14 protein-coding genes and 2 tRNA genes are annotated in these 16,311 nt (G+C 55.2%); 14 read left to right on the forward strand and 2 right to left on the reverse strand.

From position 1 onward, the window contains the following. Nucleotides 1–70: 70 nt before the first annotated feature. Entirely contained in the window at nt 71–1,981 is a 1,911-nt protein-coding gene (locus QZ305_RS01100) for a BglG family transcription antiterminator (RefSeq protein WP_294729650.1), read from the reverse strand. 213 nt (nt 1,982–2,194) lie between these two features. On the opposite strand from QZ305_RS01100, the gene QZ305_RS01105 reads away from it, so the two are divergent. From QZ305_RS01105 to QZ305_RS01135, 7 genes are all read left to right on the forward strand, one after another. Continuing rightward, nucleotides 2,195–2,647, forward strand: coding sequence for a PTS sugar transporter subunit IIA (locus tag QZ305_RS01105; protein WP_294729651.1), 453 nt, complete (start codon nt 2,195–2,197; stop codon nt 2,645–2,647). Nucleotides 2,648–2,662: 15 nt separating this feature from the next. Further along, nucleotides 2,663–2,980 (forward strand): PTS fructose transporter subunit IIB, encoded by a 318-nt coding sequence (locus tag QZ305_RS01110; protein WP_294729652.1) that lies wholly within the window; start codon nt 2,663–2,665, stop codon nt 2,978–2,980. A 113-nt stretch (nt 2,981–3,093) separates the two neighbouring features. Then, a complete protein-coding gene (locus QZ305_RS01115) occupies nt 3,094–4,200 on the forward strand; it encodes a PTS fructose transporter subunit IIC (protein ID WP_294729653.1) in 1,107 nt (368 codons plus the stop codon). A gap of 113 nt (nt 4,201–4,313) precedes the next feature. Further along, nucleotides 4,314–7,010, forward strand: coding sequence for a glycoside hydrolase family 38 C-terminal domain-containing protein (locus QZ305_RS01120; protein ID WP_294729654.1), 2,697 nt, complete (start codon nt 4,314–4,316; stop codon nt 7,008–7,010). Between the two features lie 218 nt (nt 7,011–7,228). Continuing rightward, nucleotides 7,229–7,795, forward strand: a complete 567-nt coding sequence (locus QZ305_RS01125; RefSeq protein ID WP_294729655.1) for a rhomboid family intramembrane serine protease — start codon at nt 7,229–7,231, stop codon at nt 7,793–7,795. A gap of 127 nt (nt 7,796–7,922) precedes the next feature. After that, entirely contained in the window at nt 7,923–8,423 is a 501-nt protein-coding gene (locus tag QZ305_RS01130; RefSeq protein ID WP_294729656.1) for a hypothetical protein, read from the forward strand. Between the two features lie 151 nt (nt 8,424–8,574). After that, the gene (locus QZ305_RS01135) at nt 8,575–9,555 is read left to right on the forward strand and encodes a hypothetical protein (protein WP_294729657.1); all 981 of its coding nucleotides are present in this window, start codon (nt 8,575–8,577) and stop codon (nt 9,553–9,555) included. 112 nt (nt 9,556–9,667) lie between these two features. On the opposite strand, the gene QZ305_RS01140 is transcribed toward QZ305_RS01135, so the two are convergent. After that, entirely contained in the window at nt 9,668–10,609 is a 942-nt protein-coding gene (locus QZ305_RS01140) for a ribokinase (protein WP_294729658.1), read from the reverse strand. A 316-nt stretch (nt 10,610–10,925) separates the two neighbouring features. On the opposite strand from QZ305_RS01140, the gene QZ305_RS01145 reads away from it, so the two are divergent. The 7 genes from QZ305_RS01145 (at nt 10,926) to ftsX (QZ305_RS01175) (ending at nt 16,237) form a co-directional block, all read left to right on the forward strand. Next, nucleotides 10,926–11,002 (forward strand) — tRNA-Ile (locus QZ305_RS01145). Between the two features lie 14 nt (nt 11,003–11,016). After that, nucleotides 11,017–11,092: transfer RNA gene (locus QZ305_RS01150), tRNA-Ala, on the forward strand. A gap of 334 nt (nt 11,093–11,426) precedes the next feature. Beyond that, nucleotides 11,427–11,900, forward strand: coding sequence for a tetratricopeptide repeat protein (locus QZ305_RS01155; protein ID WP_294729665.1), 474 nt, complete (start codon nt 11,427–11,429; stop codon nt 11,898–11,900). A 398-nt stretch (nt 11,901–12,298) separates the two neighbouring features. After that, on the forward strand, nt 12,299–13,201 hold the full coding sequence (gene ftsX, locus QZ305_RS01160) for a permease-like cell division protein FtsX (protein WP_294729659.1): 903 nt from the start codon (nt 12,299–12,301) through the stop codon (nt 13,199–13,201). Then, nucleotides 13,198–14,592, forward strand: coding sequence for a murein hydrolase activator EnvC (locus tag QZ305_RS01165; protein WP_294729660.1), 1,395 nt, complete (start codon nt 13,198–13,200; stop codon nt 14,590–14,592). The genes ftsX (QZ305_RS01160) and QZ305_RS01165 overlap by 4 nt, the downstream gene beginning before the upstream one ends. Before the next feature lie 62 nt (nt 14,593–14,654). Continuing rightward, entirely contained in the window at nt 14,655–15,341 is a 687-nt protein-coding gene (ftsE, locus tag QZ305_RS01170) for a cell division ATP-binding protein FtsE (RefSeq protein WP_294729661.1), read from the forward strand. After that, a complete protein-coding gene (ftsX, locus tag QZ305_RS01175) occupies nt 15,338–16,237 on the forward strand; it encodes a permease-like cell division protein FtsX (RefSeq protein ID WP_294729662.1) in 900 nt (299 codons plus the stop codon). The genes ftsE and ftsX (QZ305_RS01175) overlap by 4 nt, the downstream gene beginning before the upstream one ends. Nucleotides 16,238–16,311: the final 74 nt, after the last annotated feature.

A 16,311-nucleotide genomic window follows, 5' to 3' on the forward strand; every position in this document is an offset into this window, starting at 1 on the left:
CCTGTCACAGGTGGCAGCCGCATCGGCAAGGAAAAACCGGAGCAGGGCAGGCTCCGGCATAAAGACAGATTCACTTGAGGCAGCGGCTGAAGAACTCTTCGAAGGTCTGCGATTTGAGAATTTCCTGCTGGAGCGGGATGGACTGAACGATTTCCAGGAGAAAATCATAAAGGCGCTCGATGTTTTTCTGTTCGCCTTTGCAGAAGGCCAGCAGGAAGATGATCTGCACAGTGTCCACACTGTCGTTCCAGGAAATGGGATGATCCAGGAGGGCAACGGCGGCTTTTGTCCGGCTGGCTTCCGGGGTCATGGGGTGGGGGATGGCAAAGATGTCGTTGAGGTTTGTATGGGATATTTCCTCGCGGCGCCGGACGGATTCCCGGAGTTCAGGGCTTGAGATTCCGTTCTGGATCAGGCGGGTGCAGAGTTCGTCCAGTACCTGTTCCTTGGATACCGGGTCCCGGAAGCGGACAAACAGGTTTTCCTGGAAAAATCGCGTGGCTCCTTCGGTTTCGTTCTGTGCCGGGGTCAGCATCCTGGCGACGGTTTCCGCGTTTTCGCGGGTAAGAGAGAAATCGACTTCCACGAAGGGGAGGCCCCGTTCCGGCAGAGGGACGGTGGTGATGAGAAAATCTGCTTCCAGCAGCTTGTGTTCGTCCAGAGACAGATACTGCTGGTAGGACAGACAGGCCAGGATTTCCAGCTTGGACTGAAAATAGGATTTCAGCCGGGCTTCCAGCATGCGGGAGGTGGCCATGCCGGATCCGCAGACGAGGTAGGTTTTGACAGGTTTCATCTGTCCGGAGTAGCATCGTTCCACGGCGGCGCCGATGTGCAGGGAGATGTAGCCGATTTCATCTTCGGAGAACTGCATGGGCTGGAAGACGTGACTGACTGCGTCCAGGGAGATGTCGTAGGCCAGGGGAAAGCTGCTGCGGATGGTGTTGAGCAGGGGATTGGTGCGGTTCTGGTGACTGTATCTTGCTTTGAAGATGCTGAAGAGATGATTGTACAGGTCTTTGATGAGCACCTGATCGTTTCTGAGGTCGAATCGCCAGATGGCCCGGATGTGTTCCAGCATCTGGGTGACAGCGGTCCGGAGGTCTTCGCTTTCCGGGGCGCAGCCAAGGCGGGTGTTCAGAGATATGTGCAGGCTCAGGGAGTCGCGTTCGCTGGCGGGGATGGCCAGCTTTTCTTTTTTCTCAAGCGTTTCGCAGATATCTTCCGTGGCCTGCATGATTTCCGGCGGAAATCCGCCTGGTTCCAGTTCAGGCAGAATTCCGCCGGTGCGGATCCGTTCCAGCATCATGGCGGTGTGCAGCACCAGGTTTTTCAGCGCATAGTCCGAGCAGACGAGTCTGTGTTCCTGCAGAGAGGTATACAGCCCGGCTGACAGGGCTGAGAGATCGGTGTGCCGGAACAGCTGTTTTTCCAGAGGCGAGAATTCCGTGACATAGTTTTTCATGTTCCGGTCCATATCCAGAACCTCCTGCAGGAGGCATTCCCTGCGGCGGATTTCCGGTCCTGTGATCCGGATTCCTTTCTGGCTTCTGCTTTCGAATGAAAGGCCGTACCGGCTGCAGATCTGGCGGATGCTGCGCAGATAGCTCTGGCTGGTGTTCCGGGAGACGTAAATCATATCTGCCAGATCATCCGGATCCTGCCAGTTATCCTGGATGAGCAGAACAGAGAGCATATACCGCTGTCTTTCTTCCATGGAATCCAGTGTCAGGGTCCAGCCGCGGCTCAAAGCCTGCTGTTTCCATGGGTTGAAGCGTTCGGGATCGGTGATGGTCAGTTCATAGCCTTTGCCCCGTTTCAGGGCAATGGAGGCACCGGGCATGAGGCGATTGAGGGCCTGTATGTCAGAGCGGATCGTGCGCACTGTGACGCCGAAGCGCTGGGACAGATCCGTGGTGTTCTGTCCGACAGGCTGCAGCAGCAGCTGCAGGATTTCTTTCAAACGCGGCTGACTCAGCATGATTCCCTCCTTTGCATGTTGTCTTGTTGTTCAGAGATATAGTGCCGGGTTTGCGGCGGTTTCGCAAACTGCTCATTTCCGTTTGACGGGAAATCGCGGATTTCCGGGTGCAGAGGAAACGGGGTGTTTCCCCTGAAGAGGAAATCCGCTGGATTGAGCCGCTGCCGGGTGCCGGATATGATGAGGCTGTCAAAAGCAAGGAGGTGCAAAGCCATGAACGAGTTGATTGAAAGCCGGGGGATTTTTCTGGACTGCGACTTTGGATCCAAGGAAGAAATGCTGTCCTTCATTGCCGGCAAGGCAGAGGAGTTCGGTATCACAGGGAGCCGGGAAGCGCTGCTTCAGGATCTGAAGAACCGGGAGGCGGAGTTCAGCACGGGGTTGTCGGAAGGGTTCGCAATTCCCCACGCCCGGACGGACAACGTGAAACGGGTGAGCGTGTTTTTTCTCCGCAACCGGAGGCCCCTGGAATGGGAAACGCTGGATGGACAGGATGTGACGTGTCTGTTTGCTCTGCTGGTCCCGGAGAAAAACGAAGGGAACATCCATCTGCAGATGATCAGTTCCCTGGCCACAAATCTGATGGAAGAGGATTTTTGCCGGACGGTGAAAGAGTGCCGGGATGAAAAGGTTCTTCAGTCGTTTATTCTGCACACCATTGCTTAGAAAGAGGAATGAATCATGAAAATTGTTGGAATCTCCGCCTGTCCCGCGGGACTGGCACACACACCGATGGCTGCCAAGGCGCTGGAAAAAGCCGGCCGGGAAATGGGACTGGATGTGAAGATGGAACAGCAGGGGTCCATGGGACAGGTCAATGCAATCACGCCGGCGGAGGCGAGAGCCGCGGATTTTGTGATCATCGCATCTGATCAGAAGATCCAGGGCATGGACCGGTTCAAGGGAAAACCGGTGATCCGGGTGAACATCACCACGTGCATCAAGGCGCCCCAGGCTGTGCTGACCAAGTGCATGCAGGCCATGGAAGGCAAAAAATAAGCGGCACTGTCTCTGCCAAGACAAATGCCGCCGGTTTCTGATCACTCAGTAGACCTGTATTGATTATATCAGAAACCTTTCCCGAACCAACTGACAGAAAGGAAAGGATTGTCATGAAGAAATTTTTCAAAGACGCTGTCGGTCATGTGATGACCGGCATCGGTTATATGCTTCCCCTGATTGTAGCCGCATCTCTTGTTGTTGCGATTCCGAAAATCATCGCCCTGTGCATGGGCATCACGTCCCTGGATCCGTATGCGGAAACAGAAGGTTTCACACATATTCTGTATCTGATTGAACAGGTTGGCTGGACCGGCATCGGACTCACAAACACAGTGCTCGCGGGCTTCATTGCCTACTCCATTGCGGACAAGCCGGCTATTGGCGCGGGTCTGATTGGCGGCATGGTGGCGTCCAACACCAATGCCGGATTCCTGGGCGCGCTGATTGCTGCGTTTGCAGCGGGCTACACGGTGAAATGGGCGAAGGAACACATTCATCTCCCGGAGGCCATGCAGCAGATCATGCCGCTGGTTATCTGTCCGTTCCTGGCGACCGGGGCTGTGGCTCTGCTGATGGGTGTGATCCTGGCCGGACCTCTGTCTTTCATCAATGCATCGCTGGTGGAATGGCTGCGGCAGCTGTGCACCAGCGGTACTTCTCAGCTGGTTCTGGCGCTGATCCTGGGTGCCATGATCTGCTCCGATATGGGCGGTCCCATCAACAAGTCTGCCTGGATGGCCGGCAACGTTCTGATGACCGAAGGCATTTTCCAGCCGAATGTATTCATCAACTGCGCCATCTGCATTCCGCCGCTGGCGTATGCCATTGCCACAACGATCCGCAAAAAGCGTTTCTCTGCGGATCTGTATGAAGGCGGCAAGGGCTGCTGGGTCATGGGCTTCATTGGCATTACGGAAGGCGCAATTCCCTATACACTGGTCAAGCCCCAGGTTCTGATTCCGGTGAACATGATTGGCGGGGCTCTGGGTGCTGCGGTGACCTGTCTGCTGGGGGCCACAGCGGAGATCCCTCCTGTGGGCGGCATTTATGGATTCATTTCCATTGCCAATGGCTGGGCTTATCTGGTGGGTATCCTGGCGGGGGCGCTGTTCATTGCCTTTGTTTCCACCTGGCTGGTGAACTTCAACGTCAATGTGGAAGGCGACAGTCCGGATATCAGTCTGGATGACATCGATATTGACATCACGATCGAATAGAACATGAAGACGGGCAGGATCAGGGATCTGCGATGGTTTGGTCCTGCCTTTTGTGTATCGGAAATTGTGCCGGTCGCCACACGCATGACCGGCTGCAGAAGGAGAGAAGGACAATGACGAAAAAAATACATGTGATTCCTCATTCCCACTGGGACCGGGAATGGTACTTTACGACTTCCCGGTCGAAGGTCTATCTGATGAAGGATCTCCAGGATGTGCTGGATACGCTGGAAGAGCAGCCGGCTATGCGGTTCATGCTGGATGGGCAGGCATCGCTGCTGGATGATTACCTGGCCTGGCGGCCGCAGGATGCAGCCCGGATTTCAGAGCTGACAAAAAAAGGCCAGCTGGTGACTGGTCCCTGGTACACCCAGACAGACCAGATGGTGATCTCGGCGGAGAGCATTGTCCGGAATCTGATGTACGGTATCCGCCGCTGCAGAGAATTCGGTCCGGTGATGATGGTGGGGTATGTTCCGGATTCCTTTGGCCAGGCGGGGAACATGCCGCAGATCTACCGTTCTTTCGGCATGGATTCCACGGTGTTCTGGCGGGGTGTGTGCGATGACATGGTGCGATGTACGGATTTTGAATGGGAAGGGGACGACGGAAGCCGGGTGCTGGCAGCGCAGATCCCTTTCGGGTATTACATTGGCGGGAACATTCCGGAAGAAGAGCCGGCCAGCGGTGAATTCTGGAAACGGGAGTGTCTGGAGAAAATGGGACATGGGGCAACGGACAATGTCTGTTTCCCCAATGGATTCGATCAGGCGCCGGTGCGGAAAAACCTGGTGGAGCTGGTTGAAAAACGGCAGGAAGCGGATCCGGAGAACACCTATGTGATTTCCACGGTTCAGGACTATCTGCAGGATGTGCGGAATGCGCATCCGGAGCTGGAGCTGGTGAAGGGAGAACTGCTGATGGCCAAGCACTCCCGGATCCATAAATCCATTTTCAGTTCCCGTTCGGATCTGAAGGCAGAGAATACAGCAGTGCAGAACTTTGTGGCAAATGTGCTGGAACCGGTTCTGGTGATCAGCGCTTCGCTGGGCAATGAGTACCCGAAAAAAGCGGTGGAAGCAATCTGGAAGCTGCTGTTTGAAAATGCCGCGCATGACTCCATTGGCAGCTGTATAGCAGATACGGTGAATGAAGATGTGCATATGCGCAACAAGCAGGCGCTGGAGACGGCCATGGCTCTGGCGGAACTCCATGAGCGGCTGATAGCCACGGGCATCAAAGGAGACAAAAATCAGCTGTCCTGGACGCTGATCAATCCGCTGCCGGAAAAGCGCAAAGGTGTACGGGTTTTCACCACGTATGTGCCTTCGGATTCCTTTGGGATCGTGAATGAGAAGGGAGAACCGGTGGCTTACACCATTCTGTCCATGCGGGATCTGACGGAGTATGTGCTGAACCAGACCATTGTTCTGAATCCTTCCGACCAGCCGCACCGGCCTGAAAAGGTATTTGAAGCTGTAATTGCAGTGGAATATGAAGTGCCGGCACTGGGGTATGTGCAGTACCGGATTGCAGAAAACAGCTCCGGAACTGCCCTGAAAAAGACGGACTGCCTGGAAAACGGATTTTACCGGATCACGGTCAATGCAGATGGTTCCCTGGATGTGCTGGAGAAAAAAACCGGCCGGCTGTACCAAAACCAGGCGATTCTGGAGGAAAACGGTGATGATGGAGACAGCTTCAACTATTCTCCCCCGCGGCAGGACATGGTGATCCGGAGCACCGGCTGTCAGGCGGCTGTGCGCATCGAATCCTCGCCCCTTGTTTCACGGGCTGTGATCAGCCTGGAGATGAAGGTCCCTGGCGATCTGGAACAGCGTGCGGCGGGTGTGGCGGATACCCGGCTGCCGGTTACTCTGACGGTAACGCTGAAGGAAGGGGATCCGGTGATTGGTTTTGAGGCAAAAATCGAGAACCGAGGTCTGTCGCACCGGCTTTGTGTGCTGTTTGATGCACAGATGCAGTCGGCGTTCAATTTTGCCGATCAGCAGTTTGGCAGCATCCGCCGTCCGAACCGGTATGAGAAGGAAATGGCCTGGTACCGGCGGGATGCAGATGGAAAAACGGAAATGGCTGCCGGTCAGCCGGTGAACTGGGCACAGTCCAGTGCCTGGCAGGAACCGCCGGTTCCCATTGAACCCTGTCAGAGCTATGCAGCCCTGAGTGAAGATGGCCGGACAGTGGCTGTGTTTCCCCAGGGGGTGCGGGAATATGAAATTCTGGATGATTCCGTGATCCGTCTGACGCTGTTTCGCACCTATGGATTCATGGGCAGGGAAAACCTGCTGTACCGCCCGGGACGGGCTTCCGGGGAGAGCATCATTGAGACACCGGATGCACAGCTGCTGCAATCCATGACCTATACTTTTGGTGCGGCTTTCATTCCGGCGGACCTCAACAGTGCGCGGCTTTCTCAGATGGCCAAAGACTTCAATTCCCCGGTGGAAGTGTATGAGTATGCCCGCTTCCTGAACGGCCGGCTGATTTTCTCGCAGATGGAGACAGAAGGCTGTCAGGCTCCGGTGCATTCTCTGTTTGAGACAGATGGCAATCTGACGGTTTCGGCAGTCAAGCAGGCGGAAGATGGTTCTGGCATCGTACTGCGGCTGTACAATGGGCAGCATCGCAAAGCGGTGGGAGATTGCATCCGGTTTTCCAGACCGCCCAGGCGGATACAGGAACTGAATCTGATGGAGGAACCGGTGCGTCAGCTGCAGCTGGAGAACGGGGAGCTGCAGATTGATCCCATCGGGCACTGCAGGTTTCTGACTTTGCGGATCGATTACTGAGCAGAAGGAGAAGGCGGGCTGATGAGGCCCGCCTTTTCTGCGACTCTGTAACCAGGCGCCGGGCCGGTCCTGATTTACGGACAGATCCGGTACAGGCTCTCCTGTCCAGTCGGCTCTGATGCCCTGTCACAGGCGGCAGCCGCATCGGCAGAACGGTTTTTCCGGTGCAGGCTGGCGGTGTCTGTTACACTGGAAAGGATTTGAAAGGATATCAGAACATGAAAGTTCGCCTGAAGTACAATGCTCCGGTAATTCTGACGTTTGCGCTGCTGTGTCTGGCGGTGCTTGTTTTCTCGGAGTTCACCGGCTACCGCTATGTGTCTGACTGGTTTGTGACGCACCGGGGTCCGCTGGATAGCGTGCGGACGTATCTGACGATGTTTACCTATGTACTGGGTCATGCGTCGATTGAACATTTTGCGGGGAACATGATGCTGTTGCTGCTGGTTGGTCCGGTGGTGGAGGAGAAATACGGTTCGAAAAACACATTGATCATCATTCTGGTGACGGCTTTTCTGACGGCGGCTGCGAATATGGCAGTGACTGCAAATGGCCTGATTGGCTGCAGCGGGGTGGTGTTTGCGTTCATCATTCTGTGCAGCATGACGTCGTTCAAGCGGGGAGAAATCCCGGTGACGATGATTCTGGTGGTGGTGCTGTATCTGGGGCAGGAGATCCTGGCGGGAGTGCTGACGGCGGACAATGTTTCGCAGATGGCGCATATTCTCGGGGGGATCGCGGGTGCCGCGTTCGGGTTTTTCCTGGAGGGCGGCAGGCGCCGCTGAGGTGCATTGTGTGACTGTTGTGGAATGTGATGGCACACGGGGCACGAGGCGGGTGATTGCTTTGGCACGAACGTATAATTTCTGTTAGATAGCCGTACGGTATGTCGGCGGATAAGAGGTAATTGCAATGAATGATAAAGCACAGAGAGAGATCACAAGACTGGATGAGTCTTTCGGGACGTATTCAAACAGCAGCAATGTGAATGAAAATGCGACTGTGACTGCAAGAAGCGAGGATGACAAGAAGCATCCTCTGGACAATGATCTGTCACTGGATGTGGGACAGCCTTCCACGAATGATGCACCGGATCAGTACTCCACTTTCCGGAGGACTCCGACGAAGGAACAGGATAAAATCTCTGATGAGATCCTGGCGGCGGATGCCGGTGAGTCTCTGACGAAGGAAGCCCATCAGATGCATGAGACGATTGATGATCTGGCGGATGAGATCGGCGAAGAGGTGGATGGTGAATATCCGGAGTTTCTGAGCGAGGTGCAGGACAAGGCGCAGGCGTTTATTGACCGGGCGCAGGAGGATCCTGCGGGGACTTTGAAGGAGGTCGGCAAGGGCATTCTGATGGTTGCCGGGGCTGTGGCGATTCTGAAAGGTCTGTTCAGGCGGCGGTAGGCTGGCTGCTTTCATGACCGGGCTGCAGAATATGCGGCTGCAGAGTTTACAGATATATCCAAATGCGCAAAACGCCCCTGTGTGGGCGTTTTTGACTGTGAAATGAGCAGTACAGGGTAGAATAAAGGAAACAGAGAGAGGAAGAGACGACATGGAAACCTTCTTGATCAACTGTCTCCATGCTTATTTTTATTTTATGGTGTACTCCTTTGGCGGCTGGGTGGTCCAGGGACTGTATGTGGGTGCGAAGGATTTCAGGTTTGTGAACACGGGGTTCTTTCATGGTCCCTATGTGCCGATTTTCGGTTTTGGCTGCCTGTTCATTATTTATATTGTGGACAGGCTGAGCATGAATCCGTTCTGGGTGTTCGTGAATACGTTCTGGCTGACGAGTGTGCTGGAGTATATCACGAGCTGGTATCTCCAGAAGCGGTATCACCGCTTGTGGTGGGATTATTCAAAGCATAAATTCAATATCCATGGACGGGTGTGTCTGCTGAATTCCACGCTGTATGGTGTGGCGGGGCTGGTGGTGACGTATGTGTTCCAGCCCTGGATGGAGGATCTGGTGGCGCATATTCCGCTGCATGCGATGCAGGGGATCATGATTCTGTTCACGATTGTGTTCGGCATTGATTTCATTACGACGAACCGGGAGATGGGGCGTCACAAGAAAGCGCTGGAGCAGCTGCATGCGCATGTGCAGCGGGCTGTCGGCAGTGTGGCGTATCAGGATGAAAACTTTGCGGCGGCTGTGGCGAGTCTGCAGAAGATGCAGGAAAACAGCCGGCATATGCGGGGGTTTGTGCATCAGCGGCTGGATGAAGCCTATCAGAGCAGTGTGGACCGGGTGAACCGGCATGTGCAGGAGGCCGGCCGGCGGATGCAGGATGCGCAGAATGCTGTGACGGCCCGTGTGCAGGATGCGCAGAGTGCCGTAAATGCCAGAGTGCAGGAGGCTGGTGCCCGGGTGCAGCAGGCGCAGGAGATGGTGGAGAGCCATGTGCAGGAGGTCTCGCAGCGGGTGAATGCCTTGCGGCAGGAAAGAGACAAGCCGGCCAGTGGCGCAAACGGCAAGGCTGCTTCTGAAGAAGCAGGCGCCGGAAAAGATGATGCGAAACAGGCAGAGTGAGCTTCGGAGAAGGAAGCGGCGCTCTGCCTTTTGATGTTTATATATCAGTTTTATGTGCATTCTGGATGTCTGCCTGTGAGAGCCTGTTTGGCAGGGATCAGGAATATTGGAATCAGGCAGAGAGAGGTGACAGAACGGTCTTCTCCGGCTCTTCTGTCTGTGACTGGAGAAAGTCTTCAACCTGGCTGTCTTCCGGTATGGAAGAAGCCGCTCCTTCCCGGGCGACAGCCAGAGCTGCCGCTGCAGAGGCGCGTTTCATCACCTGACCCATGGGCAGACCGCGGCGAAGGCCATCTGCAAAATAGCCCAGCCAGGTATCGCCGGCGCCGGTGGTGTCCACGGCTTTCACCTGAAAGGCGGGCATGAACCAGAGCTGTTCATTCTGCAGGCAGATGGCACCCCGGGATCCCAGGGTAAGAAGCAGGGAGGTCTCCGGATAGCGGCGGCGGAACAGGCGGCACAGGGTGAGAGGATCCCGGGAACCGGTGTCCAGAAGCTGTGCACATTCTGTTTCGTTGACAGCCAGCCATGTCACGCAGGACAGATCCATGTCCCGGATATCCGCTGTCATGGGAGCCGGATTGAACAGTATCTGCAGTTGTCGGCTGCCGGCCTCCTGCACCAGCTGACGGGTGAGACTGGTTTCGTTCTGGCAGATGAGCAGGTCCCCGGGCTGGTACGCCGTCAGCGTATCCTGAATCTGCTGCAGGGTGCACAGGCTGTTGGCGCCGGGGTCCAGAAGAATGCGGTTGTGTCCCGCGGGATCCCGTTCGATGATGGCCGTGCCTGTTCGGGCGGCTTCCAGTGTATGGACGTGACCGGTCTGTACGCCTTTTTCTTCCAGCAGTGCCGTCAGCCAGGTTCCGTCTAGGCCGATGCATCCGGCCATGGAGACAGGGCTGCCGGCCTGGGAGGCGGCAATTGCCTGATTCAGACCTTTGCCCCCGGGATACTGACTGACCTGGTGGGCTTTGGTGGTTTCTCCGGGCTGTCCGAAGTGGTCGATGTCATAGACGATGTCCTGGTTCAGTGAACCGAATACGAGTATGTTCATGGTGATTCCTTTCTGTGGGCTGCATGGCTGGGAAAAGGCAGGATGCAGTGCTTTCTTATATTGTACACAGGGCTGTGGCGGACGCTGTTCACGCCACCCGCTGTAAAAAAGAAGGCTGGACGTTACACAGCTGACTGAGTCGGAATCCACAAGGTTTCAGAGTTTCTGATTTGAATGCTGTGATAATGCAGTATGTCAGTCTCAGCGTGTTTTCTGCACAACCTTTGGTTGTGCAGAAAACTGGCTGAGACTGGGTGAAATTTCTGCTTGCAAGGAGAAAGGGGACTGTGGTAATATCAATGAGCAGTCAACAGATGGGCCTGTAGCTCAGGTGGTTAGAGCGCACCCCTGATAAGGGTGAGGTCGTTGGTTCAAGTCCATTCAGGCCCACCATCTGTTTTATATGTGGGGTGTTAGCTCAGCTGGGAGAGCACCTGCTTTGCACGCAGGGGGTCAGGAGTTCGATCCTCCTACGCTCCACCAATATGCAAATTCGCCTTCAGGGAAATCCTGAGGGCTTTTTTTTGACACTGGATGCAACTGCCGGGGCTCTGCTGAGCTTTTCCGCCATTTGCGCCAATTCCGCGGGGATCAAATACAACAGTTTTTCCAATGCGCAGGAGAAACCATACTCTGAAGGAGCAAGTTTCGGTATGCCCGGATTTATGCCCTGCCCCAGGCGCCAGCCGCATCGGCAAAAGAAATCCGGCTGAGACAGGAAAACAAAGGCAAAATCCGGTCAGCCTGCCGATGGGTTTGTGTATCCGCTTTGAGCCGGTGGAAGAGGAACGGTACACTGAGAGGAGAAAGAAGTGTGATGGGTATGGAACAGGATATCGTGAATGATGTGGTGCGTGAGTACAGGGAACTGCTGGATAAAGGTGATCTGCCTGCAGCGCTGCCGCTGATTCGCCAGGCGGCTCACTGGGGAGATGTGAGCAGCCAGATACTGGCGGCGAAGCTGTATACGGAGACAGTCCCGGATCCGGCAGAGGCACTGGAATACACCCGGCTGGCGGCGTTGAACGGGGACAGTGAATCAATGCTCGGACTTGGTCTGCTTCTGCGCGGGCGCCGGGAGTTTGACAAGGCGTTTTATTTTGTCCGCAAAGCGGCACAGGCGGGCTGCACAAAGGCCTGTGAACCGCTGGCTTCCATGTATATGATGGGGCAGGGTACGCCGAAGGATCTGGAACAGGCGAAATACTGGAATCTCCAGGGACTGGAGGCAGATCCGGAAAACGCCCGACTGCAGCGGCAGCACCGGGTTCTGGAAAAATCCGGCTGCTGATGTGTTCTGCCGGATTTCCGGATAACAAAATGAGAGCAATTCAAATCTGCAGGATCCAATCCGCCTGCGGATTTTTTCGTGAACAGACTACTCTGGGGGAATTCATCCAGTGCATCTGGCGTGGTCAGCTGAATACGACAAAGGCAGCCCTGCGGCTGCCTTCATCTAATATAGGAGAGAGATTTATGAAGAGATTTTTTTCTGTGTTCTCTTGGCACACCTATAAGATACGAAACCATTATCGGCAAAGTTTGCCGGGATGATGGGAAATTTTGTGTAGTTGCGATGAATTATGGGTGAATCCACGCAAATCATTACATCACCTTAACATTTTCTTGCGTTTGGGGAATGCCTGCAGGCCATGGTACAATTGATTTATCTATGCAAAGGAGGAATCTATGCTCTTATTCATCAAAAGCCTGCCCCGCATGGTGCGCAGCGCCAACAAAGATATCAGCCGGCATTTCTCCACGGCATTTTCCAGCAGTCTGTCCATTGCGATAGCTCTGCTGATTGCGGCATTCATGACCGTCATGGCTGCCAGCGTGGATCAGTTTACCAAAAATATAGAGAGTGAATTTGTCGTCCAGGTTTCCCTGCTGCCGACAGTGACAGAAGAACAGCGTCAGGTGCTGACAGATCAGCTTTCCGCTATGGAAGGCGCTGGGGAAGTGACTTTTTCCACCAGGGAACAGGAACTGGATGAACTTATCGCGCAGAACGGCGAAATATTCAGCCAGTATGCCGGTCAGGACCGGAACCCGCTCCTGGATGTACTCACCGTCCATCTGGAAAACGCACAGCAGGTGGAGACTGTGTCCCGGGAAGCGGAAAAGCTCCAGGGTGTTGCCAGCGTTTCCTACGGCGGCAGCATGATTTCCAAAATCGTGGATGTGTTTGATGCCGCCCGTACAGGGGGCTGGATTCTGGTGGGCTGCATGATTCTGCTGGCAGTTTATCTCACCCGGATTTCCGTAAAAATGAACATTCATACACGGCAGGAGGAAATCGCCATCATGCGTCAGGTGGGAGCCTTCAACTGGTTCATCACCACTCCCTTTGTGTTCGAAGGGCTGATTATCGGCTTCTGGGGCGCTCTGGTTCCCGGCCTGCTGGTTCTGACCGGATATCCGGCGCTGTACAATCTGCTCCATGGTGTCCTTCTGTCGGATATGTTTGTGCTGATTCCTCCCTGGCCTTTTGCAGCCTGGGTCAGTGCCGGTGTCTTTGGCATCGGTTTGCTGACCGGTGCGCTGGGATCCTGGCTGGCTGTCCGCAAATATCTGAGGTGGTATCGATGAAACTGAAAGAAAAGCTGACCGGATCTCTGGTCTCGGTGTCTCTGGCTGTGGCAGGCTGTCTGCCCGTGGCGCTGATGCCGGTGCACGCAGAGGATTATTCGGATACAGAATACTGGTATGGCCAGTGTACAAAACCCCAGACCTCTGCCGATGGGGTCAAAGCCTGTGAAGGCTTCAAAGCCTATGAAAATGAAAGAAGACAGCAGCTGCAGCAGTCCATATCAGACTTTTCCAGCTCCATCAGTTCTCTGGAAGGAGAAACGGACAAAGTTGCAGCTCTGGCGCAGGAACAGAAAGCCCTGGCAGAGGAACTTTCTGCCCAGATCAGCCAGAAAGAAGCAGCCATTGCCGAGATTGAAGCCAATATCCAGGCGCTTCAGGAACAGATCCGGCAGAAGCAGGCAGAAATTGATGCCTGGGATGCCCAGATCAAATCCCGGATGCGGCATGAACAGGGAAATGTGGGAACCAATATGCTGGTGGATCTGGTGATGGGTGCCAGTGATCTCAATGACATGCTGCGGCGGATTTCCGGCATTGAGCGGATCACGGAAGATGATCAGGCGCAGATCAGCCGGCTGAATGAACTCAAAGCCCAGCTGGAACTCTCCGTGAGCGAGGAAAAACGGCTGCAGGATGAAAACGCTGCGCAGAAAGCGGAGCTGGAGGAACAGAAAGCCCAGGCAAAACAGCTGGAAGATTCCTACAATCAGCTGGTGGCGCAGTACAAGCAGCAGATTGCCGATCTGCAGGCGCAGAAGCGGGCGGCACAGGCGGATATGAATTCCATCCGTGATTTTGTCATCACCTCGGCGGGTGCCGGAAGTGCCTCCATCACCACAAGTTCAGGCTTCAATGTGCCGGTTCTCGGGGGACAGTATTCTGCAGGTACCTGGGCCTATCCCGGTGGCGGCATTCATCTGGGTCTGGACTGGGCGGCTCCCATTGGGACGCCGGTGGTTGCGCCGGCCAATGGCATCGTTCTGTATGCCGCCAACCCGGTTCCCTCCAATTCCGGATATCTGGGCAATATGTCGGGATATCCCTATGGCGGCGGCAACACCATCTGTCTGCTGTGTTCCATGAATGGCACGCTCTATGCCTTCTCATTTGCGCATCTTTCCCAGGAAGGCATGTCGGTCAGCGCCGGGCAGTCGGTATCGGCCGGTCAGCAGATCGCTTTGACGGGAAACTCCGGCAACTCCACCGGACCGCACTGTCATATCGAAGTGGTCAATCTGGGAAACATGAGTGTGGAAGAAGCCATTAAACGCTTCTCTTCCAGCGCAGACTTTGCCTGGGGAACCGGCTGGGGCAATACGGCGGGTGCCTGCGAGAACAAAGGCAGCACGCCCTGCCGTGAGCGCCCGGAAATTTTCTTTGGCAGCTGACGGTTCCGGCTTGTGACAATACCCGGCCGGGCAGGATACCCGGTGGCGGAAAGGAGACTTGTATGATCGAACTGAAGGACGCATCCAAAGCCTATCCCAATGGCGTGCATGCGCTGAACCATATAGATCTGAGAATTGACCCGGGGGAATTCGTGTATGTGATCGGCCCCACCGGGTCCGGGAAAAGCACGCTGATCAAGCTCCTGAACGGGGAAGAAGTGGCCGATTCGGGAACAGTGACGGTGAATGGCACCAATGTGGGCGCCCTCAAGCACCGCAAGGTTCCGAAATACCGCCGGAACATCGGCTGCATTTTTCAGGACTACCGCCTGCTCCCCCGTCTGACGGTGTATGAAAACATTGCCTTCGCCCTGGAAGTCACCGGTACGCCCTCCCGGAAAATCAGAGAGCGGGTCCGGGAAGTGCTGGAGCTGGTGGATCTGAAGGACAAGGAGCGGGCATATCCGGATGAACTCTCCGGCGGGCAGCAGCAGCGTGTCACGATTGGCCGCGCCATCGCCAACCGGCCTGCCATCCTGATTGCCGATGAGCCCACCGGCAACCTGGATCCGAACATGTCTCTGGAAATCATCGAGCTGCTGGAAAAAATCAACCAGACGCAGGGGACCACCATCGTGATGGTGACCCATGACCGGGACCTTGTGGACCGCTTCCGGAAACGGACGATCATGCTGGACAAAGGGTACATCGTGCATGATTCCAGCAAAGGCGGATACAAATCCTTATGAAGCGGCTGTTTTTCCAGTTTCTCTACGAACTCAAAAGCGCCTGGCGGGGAATCACCCGGAACTGGGCTCTGTCGCTCTCCGCACTGGGAGCCGTTACGGTTTCCCTGTTTCTGATTGCCTGCTTTTCGCTGATTGGCTATCACACTGAGCAGTTTGCATCCCGGGCTGAAAGCGGTCTGCGGCTGCACGCTGTGCTGAATCAGGGGCTGGACGAAGCGGCGGTGCAGCAGACGGGAGAGCAGATCCGCAGCCTGTCCTTCGTGGATCATGCGGACTATTCGGACAAGGATGCGGAACTGGAGCTGATGATTCAGGAAAAAGGGGATGCGTTTTCGGTGTACCGGGGGGAACAGAATCCCCTGTCGGATGCCTGGTTTGTCTATCTGGAGAATGGAACCGACATTGAAGAAGCTGCCAGGGAAGTGGGACGGATCGAAGGGGTCGAGACAGTCACCTATGGGGGACAGAGCACCCTGGAGCTTGCACAGCTGCTCAGCCGCGTCCGGATTGCCGGCTATATTGGCAGTGGCCTGCTGCTGCTTCTGTCCATGTATCTGATCTACAACACGATCCGCACGACGATTTATTCCCGGCAGGATGAAATCATCACCATGCGGCAGGTGGGAGCTTCCAATGCATTCATCAAGATTCCCTTTGAAATCCAGGGCATGGTGCTGGGACTTCTGGGAGCGCTCATTCCTTTTCTTCTGATTGCCTGGGGCTATCCCCGGCTCTACAGTGGCCTTGGCGGAATTCTTTTCGCGAATGTATTTCAGCTCATGCAGCCGTCACAGGCTGTATTCTGGTCCGGTGCCCTGCTCTTCGGAGGCGGTCTGCTGGTGGGCTGGCTTGCCAGCTTTATGGCTGCGACCAAGTACATCAAGGCAAAACGATAGGAAATCCTGTCGTTTTTTTAGTGTACCGGGCATGGTGCACTTCTAGCTGGTGAAAGTCCAGCCACGATTATCTG

Source organism: uncultured Faecalibaculum sp. (genome assembly GCF_910588395.1).
Classification (GTDB): Bacteria; Bacillota_I; Bacilli_A; order Erysipelotrichales; family Erysipelotrichaceae; genus Faecalibaculum.

Excerpts from the sequence above, each read along its gene's own strand:
- QZ305_RS01140 (WP_294729658.1), bottom strand. The coding sequence starts at position 10,609 with ATGAACATACTCGTATTCGGTTCACTGAACCAGGACATCGTCTATGAC.
- QZ305_RS01130 (WP_294729656.1), top strand. The coding sequence starts at position 7,923 with ATGAATGATAAAGCACAGAGAGAGATCACAAGACTGGATGAGTCTTTC.
- QZ305_RS01120 (WP_294729654.1), top strand. The coding sequence starts at position 4,314 with ATGACGAAAAAAATACATGTGATTCCTCATTCCCACTGGGACCGGGAA.
- QZ305_RS01165 (WP_294729660.1), top strand. The coding sequence starts at position 13,198 with ATGAAACTGAAAGAAAAGCTGACCGGATCTCTGGTCTCGGTGTCTCTG.
- QZ305_RS01125 (WP_294729655.1), top strand. The coding sequence starts at position 7,229 with ATGAAAGTTCGCCTGAAGTACAATGCTCCGGTAATTCTGACGTTTGCG.
- QZ305_RS01105 (WP_294729651.1), top strand. The coding sequence starts at position 2,195 with ATGAACGAGTTGATTGAAAGCCGGGGGATTTTTCTGGACTGCGACTTT.
- QZ305_RS01115 (WP_294729653.1), top strand. The coding sequence starts at position 3,094 with ATGAAGAAATTTTTCAAAGACGCTGTCGGTCATGTGATGACCGGCATC.
- ftsE (WP_294729661.1), top strand. The coding sequence starts at position 14,655 with ATGATCGAACTGAAGGACGCATCCAAAGCCTATCCCAATGGCGTGCAT.
- QZ305_RS01155 (WP_294729665.1), top strand. The coding sequence starts at position 11,427 with ATGGGTATGGAACAGGATATCGTGAATGATGTGGTGCGTGAGTACAGG.
- ftsX (WP_294729659.1), top strand. The coding sequence starts at position 12,299 with ATGCTCTTATTCATCAAAAGCCTGCCCCGCATGGTGCGCAGCGCCAAC.
- QZ305_RS01135 (WP_294729657.1), top strand. The coding sequence starts at position 8,575 with ATGGAAACCTTCTTGATCAACTGTCTCCATGCTTATTTTTATTTTATG.
- QZ305_RS01110 (WP_294729652.1), top strand. The coding sequence starts at position 2,663 with ATGAAAATTGTTGGAATCTCCGCCTGTCCCGCGGGACTGGCACACACA.
- QZ305_RS01100 (WP_294729650.1), bottom strand. The coding sequence starts at position 1,981 with ATGCTGAGTCAGCCGCGTTTGAAAGAAATCCTGCAGCTGCTGCTGCAG.
- ftsX (WP_294729662.1), top strand. The coding sequence starts at position 15,338 with ATGAAGCGGCTGTTTTTCCAGTTTCTCTACGAACTCAAAAGCGCCTGG.